The organism is Brevundimonas naejangsanensis, assembly GCF_003627995.1.
Taxonomy (GTDB): domain Bacteria; phylum Pseudomonadota; class Alphaproteobacteria; order Caulobacterales; family Caulobacteraceae; genus Brevundimonas; species Brevundimonas naejangsanensis_B.
On sequence record NZ_CP032707.1, the window covers coordinates 196,318 to 219,106 of the forward strand.

General features: G+C 69.3%; 21 protein-coding genes and 1 pseudogene. 14 read left to right on the forward strand and 8 right to left on the reverse strand.

Annotated elements, in window-relative coordinates; translation table 11 throughout:
- Positions 1-11: 11 nt before the first annotated feature.
- The 4 genes from D8I30_RS00920 to D8I30_RS00935 are packed head-to-tail and all read right to left on the reverse strand — an operon-like array spanning position 12 to position 3,053.
- Complete coding sequence (locus D8I30_RS00920; RefSeq protein ID WP_121481063.1) at positions 12-776, reverse strand: SDR family NAD(P)-dependent oxidoreductase; 765 nt, start codon at positions 774-776, stop codon at positions 12-14.
- Positions 773-1,666 (reverse strand): hydroxymethylglutaryl-CoA lyase, encoded by an 894-nt coding sequence (locus D8I30_RS00925; protein WP_121481064.1) that lies wholly within the window; start codon positions 1,664-1,666, stop codon positions 773-775. Before D8I30_RS00925 ends, D8I30_RS00920 begins: the two co-directional genes overlap by 4 nt.
- The gene (locus D8I30_RS00930) at positions 1,663-2,025 is read right to left on the reverse strand and encodes a DUF6285 domain-containing protein (protein WP_121481065.1); all 363 of its coding nucleotides are present in this window, start codon (positions 2,023-2,025) and stop codon (positions 1,663-1,665) included. The genes D8I30_RS00925 and D8I30_RS00930 overlap by 4 nt, the downstream gene beginning before the upstream one ends.
- Positions 2,022-3,053 carry a phosphotransferase family protein gene (locus D8I30_RS00935; protein ID WP_121481066.1) on the reverse strand — a complete coding sequence of 344 codons (1,032 nt, stop codon included), beginning with the start codon at positions 3,051-3,053 and terminating at the stop codon, positions 2,022-2,024. Before D8I30_RS00935 ends, D8I30_RS00930 begins: the two co-directional genes overlap by 4 nt.
- A 104-nt stretch (positions 3,054-3,157) precedes the next feature.
- Here D8I30_RS00935 and D8I30_RS00940 point away from each other — a divergent pair, with 104 nt between their 5' ends.
- The 3 genes from D8I30_RS00940 to D8I30_RS00950 all read left to right on the forward strand — a co-directional run bounded on the left by D8I30_RS00940 (position 3,158) and on the right by D8I30_RS00950 (position 7,229).
- Positions 3,158-4,309, forward strand: a complete 1,152-nt coding sequence (locus tag D8I30_RS00940) for an acyl-CoA dehydrogenase family protein (RefSeq protein WP_121481067.1) — start codon at positions 3,158-3,160, stop codon at positions 4,307-4,309.
- A gap of 76 nt (positions 4,310-4,385) precedes the next feature.
- A complete protein-coding gene (locus D8I30_RS00945; RefSeq protein WP_121481068.1) occupies positions 4,386-4,880 on the forward strand; it encodes a MarR family winged helix-turn-helix transcriptional regulator in 495 nt (164 codons plus the stop codon).
- A gap of 171 nt (positions 4,881-5,051) precedes the next feature.
- The gene (locus D8I30_RS00950) at positions 5,052-7,229 is read left to right on the forward strand and encodes a TonB-dependent receptor (protein ID WP_121481069.1); all 2,178 of its coding nucleotides are present in this window, start codon (positions 5,052-5,054) and stop codon (positions 7,227-7,229) included.
- A gap of 151 nt (positions 7,230-7,380) precedes the next feature.
- Here the strand turns inward: D8I30_RS00950 and D8I30_RS00955 are convergent, their stop codons facing one another.
- Positions 7,381-8,547 (reverse strand): alpha/beta hydrolase, encoded by a 1,167-nt coding sequence (locus D8I30_RS00955; protein ID WP_121481070.1) that lies wholly within the window; start codon positions 8,545-8,547, stop codon positions 7,381-7,383.
- Positions 8,544-9,134 (reverse strand): VOC family protein, encoded by a 591-nt coding sequence (locus D8I30_RS00960; RefSeq protein WP_121481071.1) that lies wholly within the window; start codon positions 9,132-9,134, stop codon positions 8,544-8,546. Before D8I30_RS00960 ends, D8I30_RS00955 begins: the two co-directional genes overlap by 4 nt.
- Before the next feature lie 126 nt (positions 9,135-9,260).
- Here D8I30_RS00960 and D8I30_RS00965 point away from each other — a divergent pair, with 126 nt between their 5' ends.
- From D8I30_RS00965 to D8I30_RS00980, 4 genes are all read left to right on the forward strand, one after another.
- Positions 9,261-10,550, forward strand: a complete 1,290-nt coding sequence (locus D8I30_RS00965) for an acyl-CoA dehydrogenase family protein (protein ID WP_121481072.1) — start codon at positions 9,261-9,263, stop codon at positions 10,548-10,550.
- The gene (locus D8I30_RS00970) at positions 10,547-11,032 is read left to right on the forward strand and encodes a MaoC family dehydratase (RefSeq protein WP_121481073.1); all 486 of its coding nucleotides are present in this window, start codon (positions 10,547-10,549) and stop codon (positions 11,030-11,032) included. The genes D8I30_RS00965 and D8I30_RS00970 overlap by 4 nt, the downstream gene beginning before the upstream one ends.
- 93 nt (positions 11,033-11,125) lie before the next feature.
- Complete coding sequence (locus D8I30_RS00975) at positions 11,126-11,617, forward strand: flavin reductase family protein (protein WP_121481074.1); 492 nt, start codon at positions 11,126-11,128, stop codon at positions 11,615-11,617.
- Between the two features lie 53 nt (positions 11,618-11,670).
- Positions 11,671-13,362 (forward strand): sulfatase-like hydrolase/transferase, encoded by a 1,692-nt coding sequence (locus D8I30_RS00980; protein WP_121481075.1) that lies wholly within the window; start codon positions 11,671-11,673, stop codon positions 13,360-13,362.
- 31 nt (positions 13,363-13,393) lie between these two features.
- Here D8I30_RS00980 and D8I30_RS00985 read toward each other — a convergent pair whose 3' ends face one another.
- Positions 13,394-15,574 (reverse strand): TonB-dependent receptor, encoded by a 2,181-nt coding sequence (locus tag D8I30_RS00985; protein ID WP_121481076.1) that lies wholly within the window; start codon positions 15,572-15,574, stop codon positions 13,394-13,396.
- Positions 15,575-15,735: 161 nt separating this feature from the next.
- On the opposite strand from D8I30_RS00985, the gene D8I30_RS00990 reads away from it, so the two are divergent.
- Complete coding sequence (locus tag D8I30_RS00990; RefSeq protein ID WP_121481077.1) at positions 15,736-16,476, forward strand: glutathione S-transferase; 741 nt, start codon at positions 15,736-15,738, stop codon at positions 16,474-16,476.
- Here D8I30_RS00990 and D8I30_RS00995 read toward each other — a convergent pair.
- Positions 16,471-17,794, reverse strand: a pseudogene (locus D8I30_RS00995) (cryptochrome/photolyase family protein). The gene D8I30_RS00990 and the pseudogene D8I30_RS00995 sit on opposite strands and share 6 nt — an antisense overlap.
- 168 nt (positions 17,795-17,962) lie before the next feature.
- Here D8I30_RS00995 and D8I30_RS14260 point away from each other — a divergent pair.
- From D8I30_RS14260 to D8I30_RS01020, 6 genes are all read left to right on the forward strand, one after another.
- Positions 17,963-18,130: a hypothetical protein gene (locus D8I30_RS14260; protein WP_162938756.1), complete on the forward strand. Its 168-nt coding sequence runs from the start codon at positions 17,963-17,965 to the stop codon at positions 18,128-18,130.
- A gap of 11 nt (positions 18,131-18,141) precedes the next feature.
- Positions 18,142-19,335 (forward strand): hypothetical protein, encoded by a 1,194-nt coding sequence (locus D8I30_RS01000; RefSeq protein ID WP_162938757.1) that lies wholly within the window; start codon positions 18,142-18,144, stop codon positions 19,333-19,335.
- Positions 19,332-19,907 (forward strand): TadE family protein, encoded by a 576-nt coding sequence (locus D8I30_RS01005; protein ID WP_162938758.1) that lies wholly within the window; start codon positions 19,332-19,334, stop codon positions 19,905-19,907. The genes D8I30_RS01000 and D8I30_RS01005 overlap by 4 nt, the downstream gene beginning before the upstream one ends.
- A complete protein-coding gene (locus D8I30_RS01010; protein ID WP_121481080.1) occupies positions 19,907-20,293 on the forward strand; it encodes a TadE/TadG family type IV pilus assembly protein in 387 nt (128 codons plus the stop codon). The genes D8I30_RS01005 and D8I30_RS01010 overlap by 1 nt, the downstream gene beginning before the upstream one ends.
- Positions 20,294-20,363: 70 nt before the next feature.
- Entirely contained in the window at positions 20,364-21,341 is a 978-nt protein-coding gene (locus D8I30_RS01015; protein ID WP_121481081.1) for an ABC transporter ATP-binding protein, read from the forward strand.
- Positions 21,338-22,525: an ABC transporter permease gene (locus tag D8I30_RS01020; RefSeq protein WP_121481082.1), complete on the forward strand. Its 1,188-nt coding sequence runs from the start codon at positions 21,338-21,340 to the stop codon at positions 22,523-22,525. Before D8I30_RS01015 ends, D8I30_RS01020 begins: the two co-directional genes overlap by 4 nt.
- Positions 22,526-22,789 lie beyond the last annotated feature (264 nt).

Genomic DNA, 22,789 nt, shown 5'->3' on the forward strand with positions numbered 1-22,789 from the left:
GGCATCGTTCATCAATCCACGTGCTGGGCGTCGTCGATCTTGATCACCGCGCCGGTGGTGTAGGCGGCAGCGTCCGAGGTCAGGAAGCCGATCATCGGCGACAGAGCGTCTATGGGCATCAGCCGCTTGCGCGGCAGCTTGGAGATCATCTTCTGGCCCGCCTCGCTGGTGAACCACTCCTCGTTGATGTCGGTCAGCATATAGCCGGGGCAGACCACGTTGACGCTGATCCGCGCCCGCGACCATTCATTGGCCAGGGACCGGCCCAGCATGACCGCCGCCGCCTTGGAGGCGCAGTAGGCGACCAGGCCCGTCAGGGCGTGCAGGCCGCCCATCGAGGCCAGGATAACCACCCGCCCCCGCTCGGACCGGCCGCTGGCCAGCAGGCGCCGCCCGCCCTCGCGCGCGGTCAGGAAGACGCCCCGGCTGTTGACCGCCTGGATCTGGTCGAACTCCTCGATCGACAGGTCCGTGGCCGGGCCGTCGGCGTTGACCCCGGCGTTGGCGATGACGGTGTCGACCAGGCCGAAGCGCGCCTCGGCCGCGTCATAGCCGGCGATGACCGAGGCCTCGTCCGACACGTCCATGGACACGGCCAGGGCCTCGCCGCCCGCCGCCTCGATCTCGGCGACCAGGGCCGCCAGCCGGTCGGCCCGGCGCGCCGCCAGCACCACCTTGGCCCCGCCCTTCGACAGCAGGCGGGCGAACTCCGCCCCCAGGCCCGAGGAGGCGCCGGTGATCAGGGCCACGCGGCCGTGGTGAGACAGTTGGGTCATGCTTGTTTCCTCTCAGCCGCGGCCAGCCAGGCGCGCGTCATGGCGCTGGTGCGCGTGCGTTCCAGTTTCTCGTTGAGCCAGACGGCCGCCGCGCACAGGGCGTCGACGTCGACCGCCATGCGTCCGTTCAGGGCGTAGGCCACGTCCTCGCTGGCGACATTGCCCGCCGCCCCGGGCGCGAAGGGACAGCCGCCCGTGCCGCCGATGGAGGCGTCCACCGTGACCGCCCCCGCCGCCACGCCCGCGACGGCGTTGGCCACGCCCGTGCCGCGCGTATCGTGGAAATGCACCCTCACCGGAAGGGGCCGCACCGCCTCGACCGTCGCCGCGACCAGGCGCGACACCTCGTCCGGGCGAGCGACGCCGATGGTGTCGGCCAGGGCGATCTCCAGCGGACCGAAAGCGGCCAGGCGCCGCGCCATGTCCACCACCCGCGTAGGATCGACCGCGCCAGACAGCGGACAGCCGAAGGCGACGGAGATGGTGACCTGGGCGTCGCGGCCGGTCGCCCTCGCCTGTTCGATCACGCGTCCGGCCATGGCGACGCTCGCGTCCACGTCCAGGCCCTGATTGGCCAGGCCGAAGGCGTCCGAGGCGGGGACCACGACGCCGAGTTCGTCCACCGCCGTCGCCAGGGCGCGCCCGGCGCCGCGCTCGTTCAGGACAAGGCCGATGGTCCGCACGTCGTCGCGCTTCGGCAGGGCGGCGATCACCGCCTCGGCGTCGGCCATCTGCGGCACCAGCCTGGGATTGACGAAGCTGGCGACCTCCAGCCGCCGTGCGCCCGCCGCGATCGCCGTCTCGATCAGGGAGACCTTGTCGGCGGTGGACAGGATGGTCTTTTCGTTCTGAAGCCCGTCGCGGGCCGACACTTCGACCAGTTCGATCATGCCTCGACCCCCTGCGACAGTTCGTGGCGATAGCGCGGCTGGTCGATCGCCAGCATGGCCAGGGCGGCGCGGCGCAGATGGTCGAACACGGCCGGATCCTCGGCGCTGACCGTCCCCTTGCGCAGGGCCTCGGCCAGGGCGGCGTTCAGCGTGGCGTAGTCGCCGTCGCAGCCCAGGATGGCTTGCATCCGCATGACGGCCGCGGCCTCGGCGGCGGGCCATTGGGCGAGTTCGCGTGACACCATGCCCAGGGCATTGGCCGCCACCCTGCGGTGGAAGCCCTCGACAGGGGAGGAAGCGTCCTCCAGCCAGGCGGTCGTCGCCTGCAGCAGTTCGTCCCGGCTCGGTCCCTCGATCATCGCGACGCCTCCATCAGGGCCAGCAGGTCGACCTCGCACTCGCTGAGGCGACGGCCGATCACGGCGCGCTCGACCGACCGCGAGGCGCCGGTGGCGAAGGTGCGGTACATCATCATCGTCACCACCGCCCATTTGAACGTGCCTACCGCCTGCCAGAAGCGCACGCGCTCGACCGACGGCGGCTCTCCTCCCGCCGCGCGATAGGCGTCGAGCAGGGTCTCCAGATCGGCGAAACCCCCGACCGTCCGGTGGGTCACGCCGAACCGCCAGCTGTTTACGCACAGCCAGCCCAGGTCCTCGGCCGGGTCGCCCAGGTGGGCCAGCTCCCAGTCCAGAACGGCGGCGAGGCCCCTCTCGGGATCGACCATCAGATTGCCGTTGCGAAAGTCGCCGTGGACCAGGCGCGGCGCCACCGGCTCCGGCAGGCGCGCCTCCATCCACTTCAGCGCCGCCTCCATGACCGGGCGCGGGCCGCTGCTCTTGCGGTAGATGTCGGCGTAGCGGTCCAGCACGGCGCGGGCGTCCTGCGTCTCCAGCGGCGGCAGGGCTTCCGGACCCACGGCGTGGATGCGCGCCAGGGCCTCGCCGCACTGGCGGCCCAGACTCTCGCGGGCGAGGGCGAAGGCCGGATCGGCGGCGATGCGGCGGCCCAGGGTCTCGCCGGCCACGCGCTCCACCACATAGGCCTCGCCGAGGCCGTCCTCGGGCCGGCAGTCGCGCACCAGCCGGGCCACGGGCACGCCCGCCTCCTCGGCGGCCTTCAGCAGCCTGGCCTCGACCGGCAACGGCAGGGAGGTCTCGAACACCTCGGCCTCGCCGCCCCCGCCCCGACGACGCAGGATCAGGGCCCGCGCGGGTCCGTCGCCCTCGACGTCGAAGGCCCAGGTCTGCAGGCTGGCCCCGCCGGTCAGCCGGCGCAGGCCGGTCGCCTGCCGCCCTCCGCTGGCCAGGGCCGCCGCTAGGGCGGCGAGGCGCGACTGGACGAGCTCTGCCGTCTCGGATGCGGGCGGTGATGCGGAAGCGGACATGACGAATGGATGGCCGAAGCTGAGGATATTTGTCAAATAGATTGACGTTTATCGTGAGGGCGTCACAGGATGCCCCTATCCTAATTTCAGTTTGAGAGTCTCCGATGAGCGCCCATTCCGGCCCTTCTCCCTACACTCAGGAAGACGTCGACCTGTTCCGCGAGGGTTTGTCCAAATTCCTCGACGCCGAGTGCCCGCCGGAGAAGATCGAGGCCTGGAGCCGCAACAAGATCGTCGAGCGCGAGATGTGGACCAAGGGCGCCGAGTTCGGGCTACTGGGCCTGTCGGTCCCCGAGGAATACGGCGGCATGGGCGCCGACTTCCGCCATGAGCGCGTGGTCATCGAGGAGTTCGGCGCGCGCGGCATGGAGGGCTGGGGCGTGCCGCTGCACAACATGATCGTGGCCCCCTACCTGATCGCCTTCGGCACCGAAGAGCAGAAGCAGAAATGGCTGCCCGGCGTGGTCTCGGGCGAGATCGTCCTGGCCATCGCCATGACCGAGCCGGGCACGGGCTCAGACCTGCAGGGCATCCGCACCCGCGCCCGGCTGGAGGGCGACGAATGGGTGCTGAACGGCCAGAAGACCTTCATCTCCAACGGCCAAACGGCGGACCTGATCCTGGTGGTGTGCCGCACCTCGGACAACGGCTCGCGCGGCATCTCTCTGATCGCGGTGGAAGGCGACCGCGCGGGCTTCGTGCGCGGCCGCAACCTCGACAAGATGGGCCGCGCCGCCCAGGACACCTCCGAGCTGTTCTTCGAGGACGTGCGTGTTCCCGCGTCCAACCTCGTCGGCGGGATCGAGGGCAAGGGCTTCGGCCAACTGATGCAGATGCTGCCCCAGGAACGCCTCGGCATCGCCGCCATGGGCCTGGCCATCCTGGAGCGGGCGCTGAAGCTGACGGTCGACTACACGCGCGAGCGCCAGGCCTTCGGCAAGACGTTGATGGAGTTCCAGAACACCCAATTCACCCTGGCCGACATCAAGGCCAAGGCGGTGATCGCCCGCAGCTTCATCGACAGCTGCACCGAAAAACTGATCCGCGGCGAACTGGACGCGGCGACCGCCTCCATCGCCAAGCTGTGGATCACGGAGACCGAACTGGAAGGCGTGAACAAATGCCTGCAGCTGTTCGGCGGCTACGGCTATATGAACGAATATCCGATCGCTCAGCTGTATAAGGACGCGCGGATCGACACCATCCACGGCGGCACGTCCGAAGTGATGAAGATGCTGATCGCCCGCACGCTCTGAAACGAAGGCGCGCGCGCCAGTTTACACTTGGCGGGCCAAGCGGAGCAGCGGCATAAGTCGATATCGGGAGAACGCGATGATCATGAATTCCGACTATCTGATCGTGCCGCTGCTGGCGGGATTTGAATGGTTCGACGAAAGCCTGCAGATGAGCCTGCGCGAGGCTGGCTGGCCGCATCTGACCCGGCCCGAGTCGATGGTCATGATGCACGTCCAGATGAACGTCGTGCGCCCCGCCGACATCGCCCGCAGCCTGCGCCTGACGCGCCAGGCGGTGCACTCCACCATCAACTCCCTGGTCGAGCGCGGCGTGTTCGAGATGGCGGACGATCCCACGGACGGCCGCATCCGCATCGTCCAGCTGACCCCCATGGGCAGGGCCATGCGTCAGGACGCCCAGAGGATCGTCGCCGAGCTGACCGAAGAGCTTGGCCGTCGCATCGGCGCCAAGCGGGTCAAGGCCCTGCGTGAGGCCTTCGGCTCCGACTGGGGCGCCCCCATTCTGTGCAGCCTGGGCGAGCCCGGCGGGCGCGCGGCGGATTTTCGGCAGACCGCGAACAAAAATCAGTAAAGTAACTTGACGATCAAAACGGATCGAGTTTGTCTAGTTTCTTGACAAGCAGCTCGGCAAGAAGCGGCGGTCAGGGAGGGAGGGAAACATGGTCCGTTCGCGGTCTCAACGCCTCCTCGTAGCAAACACAGCTCTGGCCTCCGGGCCGGGGCCGCATGGGGAGGAATACGCATGCGTTGTCGTTATGTGATGCTGCTCGCGTCGAGCAGCCTGGTTCTCAGCACCGCCGCCATGGCCCAGACGGCGCCTGAAGGGCCCGCAGCCCAGGCCGATACGACCACGGTCGCCGATATCCTGGTCACCGCGCGCAAGCGCACCGAGCGCCTGCAGGACGTACCGATCTCGGTCAACGTCACCAGCGGCGAGGAACTGGCCAGCCAGGACGTGCGCAACCTGGAGGCCCTGTCGGGCTCGGTGCCGAACCTGCACATCCAGGCCACGCCGGGCAACAACGCCATCTACATCCGGGGCATCGGCTCCTCGCCAGGCAACCTGGCCTTCGAGCAGTCGGTCGGCCTGTTCGTCGACGGCGCCTACGCCGGGCGCGGCCGCCAGTTCGCCGCCCCTTTCCTGGACGTGGCCAGCGTCGAGGTGCTGCGCGGCGCCCAGGGCGCCCTGTTCGGCAAGAACACCGCCGCCGGGGCCATCAACATCACCTCGAACGGCCCGCGCGCCACGCGTGAACTGGCGACCACCATCACCGGCACGGTCGAGGGCGACAACGGCTATGAGATCAGCCACATCGTCTCGGGTCCGATCACCGACAAGCTGCTGGTCCGCCTGGCCGGCAAGTACAGCGACAACGAAGGCTGGGTCGAGAACACCACCACCGGCGACCGTAATCCGGGCCGCGAGGACCTGATCGGCCGCGCCGTCGTCGACTATCTGGCCAGCGACACCCTGTCCTTCCGTCTCAAGCTGGAAGGCGCGCGCCAGGAGCTGACTGGCCAGCCCATGAGCAGCGTCCCCGTCGGCGGCTCCAAGTCCTTCACCCGCACGACCACGGCCGGCGTGCCGGACTATGACGACACCAACAGCTTCAACGGCGTGCTGACGATCAACAAGGATTTCGCCAACGGCGTCACCCTGACCGCGATCAGCGCCTATTCGGCCTTCGGCTACGACAAGCAGATCGACAGCGACTTCGTCGCCGCCCCCCTGCTGCGCACCATCTTCCAGGAAGACTTCAGCCAGATCTCGCAGGAAGTGCGCCTGACCTCGTCCAACGAGGGGCCGCTGACCTGGATCGTGGGCGCATATGCCCACAAGAACGAGATCGACATGCATCAGGAGTCCGCCATCCTGATGGGCGCCCTCAACGGGACCAGCAAGCGCGATTTCAACCAGACGAACGAGAGCTATTCGATCTACGGTCAGGCTACCTATGCCTTCAACGACCACTGGAAACTGACCGCCGGCCTGCGCCAGACCTGGGAGGACAAGGCCGCCGACCAGACGCGCCAGACCTCGGGCGTCCTGCCGCCGTCGTGGGTGAACACCCCGCTCAGCGGCCAGCGCCGCGAGAGCCAGCTCGATCCCTCGGTCCAAGTCCAGTACGTCGTCGACCGCGACATGATGTTCTACGCCTCCTACGCCAAGGGCTCGAAGGCGGGCGGCTTCGTCGGCGCCCAGTCGACCGGCGGCCAGGACGCCTTCGAGTTCGAGGGCGAAACCTCCAACTCGATCGAGGTCGGGACCAAGCTGACCCTGCTGGACGGCCGCGCGACCCTGAACCTGGCGGCCTACACCTCCAAGTTCGAGGACCTGCAGGTGTCGGGTTTCAACGCCGCGACCAACGCCTTCATCACCACCAACGCCGCCAGCGCCAAGAGCCAGGGCGTCGAGGCCGAGGGCACGCTGCGCATCAACCCGTCGGTCACCCTGTCGGGCTCGGTCGCCTACAATGACGCCCGGTACGATTCCTACCCGACGGCGCCCTGCGTCTATAAGAACGGCGTCGCTCCCGCGGCTAACTGCGTCGAGGACATCGGCGGCGTGCGCCTGCCGCGCGCGCCCAAATGGTCGGGTGCCCTGACGCTGAACGTCGACCATCCGCTGGAGAACGGCATGCGCCTGCTGGCCGACGCCACGGTGCGCGGCCGCAGCGGGACCTATCTGGAAGAGAACCTGAACCCGCGATCCTATCAGGAAGGCTTCTCGAAGGTGGACCTGCGCCTGGGCGTGGCCTCGCCCGACGACCGCTGGACCCTGGCCCTGATCGGCCGGAACCTGACCAACGAATGGACCGCCTCACACTCGTTCGGCACGCCCTTCCTGGCCGCCTCGTCGCAGACCTATGTGGTCGATCCTGGCCGGGTCGTCTCGATCCAGCTGGGCCTGCGCTACTGATCTTGTCCTCGTCCGGGGCCTGATCGGGGCCCCTGACACCCTGGCCGGAGCGTCCCCCGACGCTCCGGTCTTTTTTTGTCATCTCTCCGAATTGATGACGGCCGCCCCTGCGAGGAGGCGGCCGTTTCCACAGGTCGACTGTCGCCGAGCGTCAGAAGGTGGCTTTCATCCACTCCACGAAGACGGCCGCGCCTTCGGCGGCCTTGTCGGGCTGGCCGGAGTAGTAGTGGTTGGCGCCCTTGATGACCGCGTGGGTCTGCGGCGCGTTCACGGCCGCCTCCATCAGGCGGGCCGCGTGGCTGGGGGTGCAGGCGTCGTCGGCGCTGTTCTCGATGACCAGCATGGGCACGCTGATCCGCGCCGCGCACTTCAGCCCGTCGGCGTTTGAGTCGTCGTAGGACCACTGCGACAACCATGAACGCAGCGTCGAGAAGCGCGCCAGGCCGACCGGGCCGTCGTTGACCACTTCGGGGTCGCCGAGCATGCAGTAGTTGGGACGGCGGTCGCTGGGCTCCAGCGTCTCGTCGATGAAGCGCGGGTCGGCCATCGTCCCCTGCACCACGAAGCCGCGTTCGTGGTTGTGCAACCCTCGCGCCTTCAGCTCGGCCAGCTGCGCCTTCACCCAGGCGGTGATGCGTCGGTTGCGGGCGATCTGGGCCTGGCGATAACGGGCGATGTATTCGGCGCTGTAGGGCGCCTGGTTCGGATTGGCGGGGTCGTAGATGTTCAGTTCGGGATCGCGCTCGAACGGACGGCTCTCGTCCGTGACCGAGGGGTCGATCCACTCGGTCAGGGTCAGGTTGCGCGACAGGTGCGCGGCCAGAAGAGCGATGCCGTCGGCCGGGATCAGGTTGGCCTTGGTCAGGTCGATCGGATCGCCCGCCGGGGTCTGGGTCACGGTCGGGTTCTCGGCCTCGGCCTGATAGAAGAGCGACAGGGCGCCGCCGCCGGACCAGCCGCCGAGAATGACCTTCTTGTAGCCCAGCCGCTCCTTGGCGTCGCGGACGCAGGCGCCCAGGTCCAGGGCGCACTTCTCCATGATCAGGGCGTTGTCGATGCCCCGATAGCGGCTGTTGCAATAGATGACGTGAACGCCCTGCTTGGCCAGCGCCGCCGGCAAGGGCAGCCAGGCGCCGCCGCCGATCGGGTGCATCATGACGACCACGGTGTCGGACGGCGTGTCCGGCTTCAGCAGGTGCGCCTCCAGCGCCACCGCGCCCTCGGCCCCGCCATAGGTGTCCTTGAACGTCGCCTGTTCCTGAAAGACGATCAGATAGGGGATGCGCTGGTATTTCTTCTTCACGGGCGCCTCGCTCATCCCTTCAGCTCCGACTGGGGCTTGCCGCGGCGGTCCAGGGCCTCGGCGCCGAACTTGGCTTCCTTCTCCGCGCGGGTCTGAGCCGACCAGGCCTTCAGCGTCTGCGGCAGGGCGGCGCCCTCCTCGCCCAGGATGCGGTCGTGGTCGGCGGTGCGGGTGGTGATCTCCACCTGGATGCCGTTCGGGTCGTACATATAGACCGAGCGCACGAAGTGATGCTCGACCGGGCCCAGGCAGCTGACGCCGTGGGCGCGGATGCGCTGCTGCATCTCCAGCATGTGCGCCTCGTCGCGCGCCTGGATGGCGATGTGCATGTCGAAGCTGTCCTTGCGCTGGAACCAGGCCGGATCGGCAGTCGAGGGCGCGTCGAAGAAGGCGACGAAATTGCCGTCCCCCATCTCGAAGAAGATATGCATGTAGGGCGTCGGCTCATGGGTGCCCGGCACCTCGTCCAGCACGATCCCGGCCGAGGCCTTCAGCCCCAGAACGTCCTCATAGAACCAGCGCGTCTGCTCGGCGTCGCGGCAGCGGAACGCCGCGTGATGCAGCGAGCGCAGCCCGCTCTCGGTGGTGACCGGCGTGGCCATGGGACTCATCCTTCCTGTCGTTTCCTTATGAAATCGACTCCATACGCGCCGCCGATGTTTGTCAAATTGCTTTACGTTATTCCTCCTGCGTCATAGGCTCCGATCAAAGAGTAAGGAGGAGCGCGCATGGACTTCGAACTGCCCGCCGAAATCACCGACTACCTGGCGGAGCTGGACGCCTTCATCGAGGCCGAGATCGCTCCCCTGCAGGCGCAGGACGACAACGAGCGCTTCTTCGACCACCGCCGCGAATGGGCGCGCACCGACTTCGACAACGGCGGCCTGCCCCGCCACGAGTGGGAGGCCCTGCTCGGCGAGGCCAAGCGCCGCGCCGACGCGGCCGGCCACCTCCGCTTCGCCCTGCCCGCCGAGTTCGGCGGCAAGGACGGCTCGAACCTGGCCATGGCCGTGATCCGCGAGCATTTCGCCGCCAAGGGCCTGGGCCTGCACAACGACCTGCAGAACGAGCACTCAATCGTCGCCAACTATCCGCAGGTGCTGATGTTCCGCGACTTCGGCTCCCAGGCGCAGAAGGACGAGTTCATCGCCGGCATGCTGGACGGGACCCGTTCGGTCTGCTTCGGCCTGACCGAGCCCGAGCACGGTTCGGACGCGACGCACATGGACACCACGGCCGTGCGCGAGACGCGCGACGGCGTCGAGGGTTGGCGCATCGACGGCGAGAAGATGTGGACCACGGGGATGCACGTGGCGACCCACGTCATGGTCTTCGCCCGCACCTCGGGCGAGGCAGGCGACGCGCGGGGCATCAGCTGCTTCCTGGTCCCGGCCGAGGCGGAGGGCGTCAAGGTCGAGGAGTATCTCTGGACCTTCAACATGCCGACCGACCACCCGCGCGTCAGCTTCACCGGCGTCTGGGTGCCCGACAGCGCCCTGTTCGGCCCGGCCGGCGGCGGGTTGGAGCTGGCCCAGCATTTCGTCCACGAGAACCGCATCCGCCAGGCCGCCTCGTCCCTGGGCGCCGCGGATTACTGCATCCGTGAGGCGGTGAAGTACGCGCGCGAGCGCAAGCCCTTCGGCAAGCCGCTGGCCGTAAACCAGGCCATCCAATTCCCCCTCGTCGAACTGGCCACCCAGGTCGAGATGCTGCGCCTGCTGATCCGCAAGACAGCCTGGGAGATGGACCGCATGTCCAAGCCCGAGGTGGCGACCACACTCTCGGACCGGGTGTCCATGTGCAACTACTGGGCGAACCGCCTGGTCTGCCAGGCGGCGGACACGGCCATGCAGGTGCACGGCGGCATGGGCTATTCGCGCCACAAGCCGTTCGAGCACATCTATCGCCACCACCGCCGCTATCGCATCACCGAGGGCGCCGAAGAGATCCAGATGCGCAAGATCGCCGCCTGGATGTTCGGCTTCGCCGGGCCGAACAAGATCGCGAGAAAGGCGTGAGCGGCGGCGCGCGCGTCGTCGCTTTCGCCGACCTGCCCGGCCTGGCCGGGCGGGACCTCGGCGTCTCCGACTGGCTGGCACTGGACCAGGGCCGCATCGACCGCTTCGCCGCGGCCACCGACGACCGCCAATGGATCCATGTCGATGTCGAGAGGGCGCAGCGCGAGATCGGCGGGCCGATCGCCCATGGTTTCCTGACCCTGTCGCTGCTGCCGCGCCTTCAGGACGACCTGTTGCGCATCGACGGCGCGGACCGGGTGCTGAACGTGGGCGTCAACAAGGTGCGCTTCATCGCCCCCGCGCCCAGCGGCGTCCGAATCCGCCTGCGCCAGACGGTGGTCGCCGTGGAAGCCCGCGCGGGCGGCTGGCAGATTGTCAGCGACTGCGTGATCGAGGGCGAAGGCCAGGCCAGGCCGCTGTGCGCCGCCCAGAGCGTCATGCTGGCCCTGCCGCCCTCCGACGCCGAAAGTCACGCCGCTTGATAGTAAAGTAACTTGACATACTGACCAGCCATCGCAGTATCGACGACGTCATGTCCGGCAACAGGGCAGGCGCAAGGAGGAGACGAGACCGCCATGGATGACGCCCTGGCCCCGGCGCTGAAGAGCGCCCTGCGCAATCTGGTCCGCTCGGTCGTGGTGGTCACCGCCCAGCACGACGGCCGCCCCTTCGCCATGGCCGCCACGGCCGTCAGCGAGGTCAGCATGGACCCGCCTTCCATGCTGGTCTGCATCAACCGAGACGCCGCCATCTTCCAGGCCATCGACGCCGGGTCGGACTTGGTGCTGAACGTGCTGAGCGCCGACCATGAGGCGGTGTCGCGCGCCTGCGGCGGCGGGGTGCGCGGCGGCGAACGCTTCGCCATCGGCGCCTGGGACGGCGGCCAAGACGACCGGCCCCCGGCCCTGCGCGACGCCTGCGCCGTCATCCGCCTGAAACAGGCCCATGTGGTCGACCACGGCAGCCACCGCATCGTCATCGGCGACGTCCAGACAGTGGACCTGCCCTCGCCCATGCCGCCCCTCGCTTACTTCGACGGCCGCTATGTACAGGTGGCCGCCGCCTGACCATCCTTCGCCCCTGGGCCGCGAAGACGGCCGGGCTTTCAGTGGAGTGAGACATGCCCCGGATCGATCGTCGTTCCCTTCTGGCCGGTATGGCCGGCGTCAGCGCCGCCGCCGGCGTCGCCCCGCCCGTGCGCGCCCGGCCCCGCGCGCCGCGTGACCCGAACAAGCCGCTGAACATCCTCTTCATCATGACGGACCAGGAGTTCGGCCTGCGGTCCTATCCCGACGGCCTGTTGGACCATCTGCCCGGGCACAAGGCCCTGCTTGAGCGCAGCCTGCACCTGCCGAACTACCATGTGCACACCACGCCCTGCACACCGTCGCGGGCGGTCATCTACACCGGCCAGCACACCCAGAAGACCAAGGTCTATTCCAACGCCGAACAGGGCGCCGTGCTGACGCCCGAGATCGACACCCTGGGCGACATGATGCGGGCGGCGGGCTACTACACGACCTACAAGGGCAAGTGGCACCTCTCGAAGCTGCCGACCGCCGCGCCGGGCTTCCAGCGCGAGTTCCCCGACACCACCGACGCCATGGAGCCGTTCGGCTTCTCCGATTACAACTTCTACGGTGAGGAAATCGGCCTGACCTGGGCCGGCTACCGCACCGACCGGGCCGTCACCGGCGACGCCGCCATGCTGATCCAGGACCTGGCCAGGGACCCGAAGAAGCGCCAGGACAAGCCCTGGTTCATGGCCGTGAACCTGGTCAATCCGCACGACATCATGTTCTACGACGCCACCGGCGAGCAGGCCGAGACGCGCGCCGTGTGGAACCTGGCCGGGGTCATGCGCGCCGAGCCGGGCGACGAATTGTATCAGACGGACCTGGGCTTCCCCCTGCCCCGCAGCTTCCGCCTGGACGACCTGTCGACCAAGCCCGAGGCGCATCGCGGGATCGCCGCCCTGGACGTCAAGACCTACGGCGCCATGCCGCGCGAGGACGAGGCCGCCTGGCTGCGCTTCGTCAACTACTACTGCAACTGCCTGCGTGACGTGGACCAGAACATCCTGACCCTGCTGTGGGCGCTCGAGAAGTCGGGGCAGATGGACGACACCATCATCGTCTACACCTCGGACCACGGCGAGCGGGCCGCCGCCCACGGCATGCGCCAGAAGGGCGGCACCATCTACAAGGAAGAGACCAACGTCCCGATGTTCATCGCCCACCCCGACGGCGCGCGCGGCGTGACCAGTCAGGCGGTGATGAGTTCGGTCGACATCGCTCCGACCCTGCTGGGCTTCGCGGGCAAGGACGAGGCCTGGAGCACGGCGAACTTCCCCCAGTTGGTCGGCCACGACCTGTCGGGCCTGGCGCGCACGCCCGACGCCCGCACCCGCCGCGACGAGGAAGGGCACCTGTTCAACTACGGCGTCCTGCTGTCATGGGACCGGCTGAACAAGAACTACCTCGACCGTCCCATCTTCGACCTGTCGAAGCGGCGCGTGCATCGCGGCGTGTTCGACGGCCGCTACAAATTCGCCCGCTATTTCGCCCCCAGCCAGCACCATACGCCAGCGACCTGGGAGCAGCTCCTGGCGCACAACGACCTGGAACTTTACGACACCCACGCCGATCCGGACGAGATCATCAATCTGGCCGCCGAGCCCGAGCGCCACAAGGCCTTGATCCTGCGCCTCAACGCCATGACCAACGCCCTCATCGCGCGCGAGGTCGGCGAGGACCGCGGCGGCGAGTATCCGGGACCGATCGAGCAGTACAACACGCTGCATCTCGCATAGAGGCGGTCCCCCAGCAGGGGCCTGCTCGGGTTCAGAAGCGGCGTTGCAGCGTCAGGCGCGCCGTTCGCCCGATCGGGTCCTGAAGGTCCCGCCCAAAGCCGGGCGCGGGCGAGCCGTCTCCCAGGCGCGCCCCGGGACGCGCATCGAACAGATTGTCGATCTCGAGGCTCAACTGCAGCCCGCCGCCTCTTCTGGACGGCGGGCCGTCCTCGCCGTCCTGGCCAGGCCGGGCCGACGACGGAATCACCAGATAGCTCAGCTTCACGTCGACGGCCGTGAACGGCTCCATGACCAGGTCGCGCGGGTCGTCCCGGCCGCTGACGCGCCGGGTGCGATAGCTGTCCTGCCATCGCGCCGAGGCGTTGACGCCCCATCGCCCTCGCCGCGCGTCGAGCGTGCCCCTCGCCTCCTGCCGGGAGACGCCGCCGCCGTCGCCCCTCAGGCGATCCAGATCCGGCCGTCCTTCCAGCAGCGCGACCGTATTCCTCAACCGAAGGCTGTGGCTGAGCGCCACCCGCAGGACCATCGCTTCGTTCGCGGCGACGCCCGCGGGGCGCGGAAGTTTGAAGTTCAGGCTGGTCGACAAGGTTTCCGACAGGCTGGACCGCGAATTGATCGGTCGATAGTCGATGCTGATCAGACGGCCGTCGGCGTCGCGCTGAAATCGATCGGGCAAGGCCGCTTCGACGTCCTCCGTCAGGTCCGGCAGAGCGCCGATCCCATCGGTCGACGCCATGCGCTGGTAGCCAAGGTTGCCGGTCACGCCCCAGGGGGTGAACGGCCCCGCCGCCGCCGTCAGGGACACCCGTTCCGAACGGGGCGGCCGCAAGTCGGGATTTCCGCCCCGGATGGGCACGACCTCGACCGCCTGCCCGGTCCTGAAGTCAAACACGATCGTCGGCGTCCCGTGATGGAGGGGCTCGAACCTCTGCAGATCCGGCACGCTGTCGCTCGACGCGGACCAGACGCCGTTCAGGCGCAGCCCCTTGCGCGGCGTCCAGGCCAGGGCTGCGTTCACCTCATCGCCGGAACCGGCGCTGCTTTCCCGGACGCCGCCGCCCACGGTCGCCAGAAGCTCGCCGAACAGACGCCCCGTCCCTTCTTCCCCGGCCTTGGACAGCGGAATCGCCAACGACCCACGCGCCTCTCCCGTGTGAAAGTCGGTGCTGGCCCGGACATGATCGCGATGGATGGTCGACCAGCTTCCCCTGAGGTGACCGTTCAGATTCACCACCACCGCGCCGGTCGGCAATTCGAACAGGGCGCGATTGGCCGAGCTGGTCAGCCCCAGCGACCGGCGCTCGTTTCGTGTGTCGGCGAAGCCGTCTTCCCGAGCGCGCGACGCCTGGCCGTTCATGTTCGCCTGCAGGGACCAGCCGGCCGCCCGTCCGCTGAATCCCGCCGATGCTCCAAGGTTTTCGGATCGCCCACGGCTGTCGACGATCCTTTCGCCGAAACGGGCCACGGACCGACTGTCGCGCGCCTGGCCGTTCAGGCTGAAGACGCTGGACCAATCGCCCAGCGGCCGCGTCATGTTGGCGTTGACCGAAACGGCGTCGACGCGGGGGCGCAGGGTGATCGCTCCGTCGTTCGCCCCTTCGTCGACAAGGCCCCGCTCGCGTTCTTCAGCGCGAAGAGCGGTGTCGCGCGAAACGCGCAGGCCCAGTTGATGGGTCCTGCCGCCCGTGATGGCCGATCGGCGCAGATCGGCCGACAGGGAGGAGGTTCCCCCCTGGGTCGGGCGTGCGCCGCTCATGCGGCCGTCGTGGCTGGAGAAGCGTTTCTGGAGAACCAGGTTGACGACCCTCTGGCCAGGCGCGCCGCCATAGAGGGCCGCCGCCTCGGGCGGCAGGACTTCCGCCCGCGCCAGGGCATCGGGCGGAAACCCCGAAAAAACGGCTGAATTGGGCGCCCGCTTGCCGTTGATCAGGACCATCGGCTCTTCGCCGAGGTCCAGGGTCTCGTTCATGCGCCGCAGCACTTCGCCGATGTCCCAGGCGCCCAGGGCGTCGATGTCGGCGCCGTCCAGCTCGGTCTCGGGCGGCACGAGGGCGACGCCCCGACGGCCACGGACCTCGATGTCATCCACTCGCACAGGGTCATCGAGGCGCTGGCGGCTCCCCTGCCAGTCCGCATGGCCCGGGGCGACCGCCAGGCTCGACGCTTGCGGCTGTTCCACCATCATCACGGCAGCCAGCGGCAGCCATAACATTCAGACCCCCACCGCAGCCGTCACGCCCTCCTATTTACATCTACATCAACTTCTTTCCCACGCCCAGCGGAAGTAGGCGGCAAGCCGCCGCCGAGATCGGCGGCTCTAGAACGCTCCTCGCCTGATCGCGTTGACCAAGGCGCGACGTCAGCGAGGTCAGGATGCCCTACGCCCTCTATTACTGGTCCGCCCCCTTTCGCGGCCAGTTCGTGCGCGCCGTCCTGGCCTTTGCCGGCGAGGACTGGGCCGAGCCCGGCGACGGCGCCATCGCGGCCTTGATGGCGGGCGCGCCGGAAGACATGCCGATCCCCTTCATGGGACCGCCGGTGCTGGTCGACGCGGCCGCCGACGTCGCGATCTCCCAGATGCCGGCCATCGTCTTCTACCTCGGCGAAACCCTCGGGCTCCTGCCGTCGACCCCAGCCCTGCGCGCGCTGACGATCAAGGTGGTCAACGACGCCAATGACGTCATCGACGAAATCACCCTGGACGGCGGACGCCAGATGTGGACCGAGCAGCGCTGGACCGCCTTCGCGCCGCGCCTGAGACGATGGATGGCGCTGTGGGAGGAGCAGGGGCGCCGACACGGGTTGCGCGCCCGTTCCGGCTTTCTGCTGGGAGGCGACGCGCCCGGCATCGCGGACGTGGTCACCGCGACCCTCTGGTCGACGCTGTCCGAGCGCTTTCCGAAGATCGGGGCCATGCTTGAAGACACGGCGCCCCTGACCGCAAACCTGGTTCGCCGCGTCTCCGCCGTCCCCGCCCTGGCCGACCTGGCCGCGCGCGCCTGGCGCGACTATGGCGAGACCTATTGCGGAGGCCGGATCGAGATTTCCTTGCGCAGGGTGGCGGGATCGGACGTCGCTAACGACAGGGACCAGGCCGCGCCGGAAGGGTCATAGCGGCTCGTCATCGTGAGGACGCGTGGCGATCGACTTCAGGGCGTGCAGCCAGCGGCCCGGCAACGCCCGGAGTTCGGGAACCCAGCGGCGGACATAGCGCCCGGCGGGGTCGAACTTCTCGCCCTGGGCCACCGGATTGAAGATGCGGAAATAGGGCGCGGCGTCGGCGCCGGACCCGGCGACCCACTGCCAGTTCTGCACATTGCTGGCCAGGTCGGCGTCCACCAAGGTGTCCCAGAACCAGGCCTCGCCCTCGCGCCAGTCGATCAGCAGATGCTTGACCAGGAAGGAGGCGACAGCCGGTCGCCCACAACTCCCGCATCCCCGCGTCGACCAGCGGATAGCCGGTGCGCCCCCGCTTCCACGCCGCCAGCCCCTCGGGGTCGGTCCGCCACGGCATGGCGTCGAACTCGGGCCGGAAGGCGCGCTCGGCCATGTAGGGGAACTGATGCAGCAGATGGGCCGAGAACTCGCGCCAGCCGACCTCGGCGACGAACTTGTCCGCCTGGGCGGGGGCGACGCGGCCCTGGGCGGCGGCGGCGCGGACAGCCCGCACCACGCTGCGCGGACTGATCTCGCCCCAGTGCAGGTGCGGCGACAGGGGCGAGGCGCCCCGGCGCTCCGGAACATCCCGGCCGACGGCGTAGTCCGCCAGGCCGCCCTCGAGGAAGGCGGACAGGGCCGCGGCGGCGCCCGCCTCGCCCGGCGTCCCGTCGAAGCCTTGCGACCAATCGGGCGCGGTCGGGTGCAGACCCCAGGCGTCGATGTCCTCGCCGGCCAGGCCCTCGGGCGTGGCCAGGGTTTCGGGCGCGGGCGTCGCCGGCCTGTCGGGCGCGGCCTGGAGCAGCGCCTTCAGGAAGGGGGTGAACACCCGGTAGGGCTTTCCAGCGCCGGTCAGCACGGCGCCCGGCCGGGCCAGCAGGCTGCCGTTGAAGCCGTGGCAGGCGATGCCCTCGGCCTTCAGGGCGTGGGCGATGTCGGCGTCGCGGATGAAGGCCTCCGGCTCGAACCGGCGGTTCATGAAGACCTGGTCGGCGCCCGTCTCGTCGATCAGGCGGCGCAGTTCGGCCTCGCTGTCGCCCCGCCGCAGGATGAGCCGGCCTCCGCATCGCCCCAGCGCGGCGTCGAGGGCGGCGCCGGGTCGACGCCCTTCGCCGCCCTCGTCCAGGACATAGACCGGCAGGATCGGCCGCCCGGTGTCGATCGCGGCGGCCAGGGCCGGATTGTCCGCCAGCCTCAGGTCGCGGCGGAACCACAGGATGACGGGGCGCCCGCCCGGCGCGCGGCCGCGAAACTCATAGTCCATCTTCATCGCCATGACGGCTCGCACAGCCGCCGGCCGACCGTGGGCGCGTTGGTCCCGATAATAGACTGATGGGATTGGCGTCGTCAGCAAACGTCGCGCCCGCTACTGACGGAACAGAGTTCCTCGTGACGCATTACTGCCACGATCGTCCGGCCGCCAACCGATGCTCGGGGGAACAGCATGCCGCGTATCCTGGAAGTCATTCTGACCCGCGCGGCGCGCCTGAGCCGGACGTTTTCGCGCGCCCTGCGTCGGGAAGACGGCAATGTCGGGCCGCTGGGCGCCCTCATGATCGTTCCCCTTCTGGGTGCGCTGAGCCTCGCGATCGAGGGGGGAACTGGTACCTGACCCAGCGCTCGATGCAGCATGCGGCGGACTCGGCCGCCCTGGCCGCGGCGACCAACGGCGACGTCGGCTATCTGATCGAGGCGCGGGCCGTCGGCGCCCGCTACGGCTACGCCAACGGCGCGCTCAACACGACGGTCGACGCCATCGACACCGCCGCCTGTCCGCCCCCCTCGACCGCGACCAACTGCTATCGGGTGACCATCAGCCGCCCGGTCCCCCTCTACATGATGGGCATCGTCGGCTTCTCGGGCGACACCGCCATCGGCGACCGGCGCGCCCAGACGGTCAGGGCCCAGGCGGTCGCCCGGCCGCGCGGGCGCGGCGAGAACTATTGCCTGATCGGCCTGAGCTCCAGCGGAGAGGCGATCCGGATCAACGGCGGCCCGAACGTGGACCTGGCCGGCTGCGACATGTTCAGCAACAGCAACCTGCGCTGCAACGGCGCCAATTCGGACAACGGCGTCTATTACGGCGACGCGGTCGGCACGTCGAACTGCGGCCAGGTGCAGCGCGGCGGCCAATCGCCGATCGTGGATCCTTTCGCGCAGCTGTCGGCCAATCCGCCGATCCCGGCGAACACCTGCGGCGCCTATCCCCAGGGCGCGAGCGGGCCGGTCCTGTCCACCTCGGAATCCTGGGCCTCGCCGGTCAAGAAGTGCGGCGACACCCGCCTGACCGCGGACGTCAACGTCACCGCGCCCAACAGCGTCCTGGTGGTGTACAACGGCAAACTGGACCTGAACGGCCACAAGCTGCAGACCTCGGGATCGGGCAGCCTGACGGTGATCTTCTCGGGCACGCGGACCCAAGGCGGCTCGACGACCTACAGCCACTTCCCGGCCAACTCGACGGGCACGGGCCGCCTCGACATCGCCGCGCCGAAGACCGGGGCGCTGAAAGGCGTGGCCATCCTTCAGGACGGCCGCCTGACAGGCAACAAGAACGACCTGGACATGGTCTACAAGGGCAATGATCCGACCCTGCTGATCCAGGGGCTGATCTATATGCCGAACGGCAATTTCCAGATTAACGGCGCGATCAACCACAAGACCGACGGCCTGTCCTGCATCGGCATCGTGGCCAAGACCATCCTGGTCAGCGGCACGGGCAGCATCTTCGACAACCCGACCTCCGAATGCCGCGAGGCGGGACTGGAGTTGCCCGCCGTGCCCGGCACGGCCAACCGGCTGAGGCTGGTGCAATGAGGGGGCGCGGAGGCCTGCGGCACGGACGGGACGGCGCAGCCGGGGTCGAATTCGCCCTATGGCTCAGCGTGCTGACCATCCCCATCCTGAACGTCATCGACATCGGGCTCTACGTCCATCGGCGCATGCAGGTCGAGGAGGCCGCCCAGGTCGCCGCCCAGATGATCTGGGAGACCTGCGACACGCGCGCCAAGCTGCCCGCCACGGATGCGACGCGCTGTCCGCTGCTGACGGCGCCGACCAACCGCATCCTGGCGGCGGCGCAAAGCACGTCCCTGGGCGCCGCAGTCCAGTTGCGCAATCCGGATGAGCCGGACGCTCCGATTCAGCGGGTCGGCGTGACCGAAGGTTATTTCTGCATCACCCCCTCGGGCGATCGACAGCAGGTGGCCGCGCCGCCCGCCGCCCGCCCGGCGGATTGCACTTCCGTCGGCGGTGCCGCGACGACCGTGCCGGGCGACTACGTCACCGTGACCGTCTCCTATCCCTACGCCCCGCTGTTCAACGGCGTAAGCCTGGGCGGCATGCTGACCACGCCGATCGTGAGAACCTCGACCATGAGGCTGGACTGATGCGCCCGCGCGCCGCGCGTCGGCCGGTCGGGGATCGCTGCGGCGCCTCGGCCGTCGAGTTCGCCCTGGTCGCCCCGGCCTTCCTGGCCCTGACCATCGGCTCGATCTACATGGCCATGCTGGTGTTCGCCTACGCCAACCTGCAGAGCACGGCGCAGGAAGCGGCGCGCTGCGCCTCGGTGCGGACGGCCGTCTGCTTCGACCAGACCAGCGTCGCGGCCTTCGCCAACGGTCGCTATCGCGGCCTCGGCGTGAGCCCCGTCTTCACCTACGCCATCGCGCCGTGCGGCCACCGCGTGACCGCGTCGGGGTCGCTGACCCTGATCAGCGGCCTGCCCGGCGCCGGGGGCGTAAGCCCGTTCACCGTGACGGCCTGCCATCCCTGACGCCGCGAGCGAGCATCCCCGTCAATCGCGGTTATCAGCTTCTTAACCGCCCCAGCCGTCTCATCCGACCATGCAGCAGACGTCGCCCCACCTGGCGCTGGAAGTCCGCGGCCTCGCGCATCGCTACAGCGGCGGTCGCGGCGTGACCGAGGTGTCGATCGGCGTGCCGCGCGGGTCGATCACCGGCTTCATCGGCGTCAACGGGGCAGGCAAGAGCACCACCCTGCGCTGCGTCCTCGGCCTGCTGTCGCCGCACGCGGGCGAGATCCGGCTGTTCGGCGGCCCCGCCGACGCGGCGCGGCGGCGGCGGGTCGGCTTCCTGCCCGAGGAGCGCGGCCTGTTCGCGCGCGACCGCGCGCGCGACGTCATCGCCTTCAACGCCCGCCTGAAGGGCATGGAGCGCAAGGCCGCGCTGGCGGCCGCCGACCGGCTGCTGGGCCGCATCGGCCTGGGCGGGCGCGAGCGGGCGCGCATCGAAACCCTGTCCAAGGGCAACGCCCAGCGGGTCCAGCTGCTGTGCGCCCTGGCCCACGGCCCGGAGCTGCTGGTGCTGGACGAGCCGCTGTCGGGGCTGGACCCCATCGCCCAGAGCGAAATCCTGTCGCTGTTCGCCGAGTTTCGCGCCGGCGGCGGCGCCATCCTGTTCTCGACCCACTCCATGGCGGCCGCCGAGGCGATCTGCGACCGGGTGGTCATCCTGTCGAACGGCCGCACCGTGTTCGAGGGCGCGGTGGCCGAGGCCGCGGCCCTGGCGCCGCACGGCGCGATCGTGGTGACCGACGACGACGCCGGCCTGATCGCCGCCGCCGACGCCGTCGGCGGGCGCACCCTGCCGCTCGGGCGGACGACGGTGCGCCTGGGGGCGGCGACGCGCTGGCAGGTCGCCCTGCCGCAGGACGTGACGCCTCCGGTCCTGATGCGCGCCCTGTCGGAGCGCTCCGTGCCGATCTTCGCCTTCGAGCCCATTCGCCAGGATCTCGAGGGCGCCTTCTGGAGCCTGACCCGGGCCCCGGACGCCGCCCGCGCGCCTGACCGGCGGGCGGCATGAGCGGGCCTGTCCGGCTCATCGCCGAGCGCGAGTTCCGGACCTATGTCGCCACGGCCAGCTTCTGGATCGCCCTGCTGGTCGGTCCCGTCCTCATGGCCCTGGCGGCGGGTCTGCTGGCGGCCTCGGCCGCGCCGACCGCGCCGGCGCCGATCCACGTGGTCGCCGACGCCCCCGCCCTGGCCCGCGTGACGGCCGCCGCGCTGGAGGAGGTCGTCGGGCTGGACGGGCGCGCCGCCGTGGTCCGCATCGGCCCGCCGCCCGCCTCGCCGACGCCGCCTCTGACCATCCAGGTGCGCCGCACCGGCCCGGCTGAGGTCGAGCTGGCCCAGTCCGGCGCCCCGGCCCTGGGGCCGCTGCCGTGGCGCCTGCTGACGCGCACGGTCGAGCGCGACGTGGCGCGCGGCGTCCTCGCCGCCTCGCCCCCGCCCCGGCCGGAGGCGGCGCCGCCGCCGGGGGACTCGCCGCCTTCCGTGGGCGCGGCGGCGGCGCTGGGGCGCTTCGCCCTGGTGCTGACGCTGTGGATGACCCTGACCGGGTCGCTGGGAATGTTGCTTCAGGCAGTCGTCCGTGAACGCGGCAACCGGTCGCTGGAAAGCCTGCTGGCCTCGGTGCGCCCCATGCAGATCGTGCTGGGCAAGGTGGTCGGCGTGGGGGCCGTGTCGCTGCTGGTGCTCGGCGCCTGGCTGGGCTCGGCGGCGGCCCTCGCCATGCTGGCGCCGGGCGTGCGGCAAGCGGGCGGCGCCGGGCTGGCCGACAGCCTGGGCGATCCGGTGTCCCTGGTCCGCGCCGCGGCGATCTACCTGCTGGCCTTCGCCTTCTATGGGCTGCTGACCGTGGCGGTCGGCGCGCGGGCCCGCGATGCGGCCTCGGCCCAGAACCTGACCCGTCCGCTGTTCGGCCTGTTGCTGGCGACCTTCTTCGTCGCCCTTGCTGTCCCGCTCGGCGCGGGCGATCGCCTGGACTGGCTGTTGTGGGTTCCGCCCTTCACGCCCTTCGTGCTGCTGACCAAGGCGCCGGGCGCCCTGCCCCTGGTTCAGGAGGTCGCCGCCTGCGTCCTGCTGGCGATCGGCGCCGTCCTGGCGGGCCGGGCCGCCGCACAAGGGCTGGCGGCGCAGCCGATCGAACGGCGTCGCCAGATCATCGGCCGCCGCGCCGAAGACCGCGACCCGGCCTCCATCCCCTAGACCGCCGCCGCGACGCCTCGCGCCACGACGATGACGCGCATCTCAATAGTTGAGACGCCGAATTCATGGCCTCCGCGCATCGATCGGCTGACAAAACAAGCTTGGCAGTAGAAATTAATGTTTTCGGATGGAACCAAATCACGAGTTGCTAATACGCGTAGAAGACGAAAACTTGGCGTTAACTATCTATTAGGGTTTACACTTGGTAAAAGCGGTGCTTTAAAAACAGTCACGGTAGGCGATAGGACCGCCTGTCCCTCACCG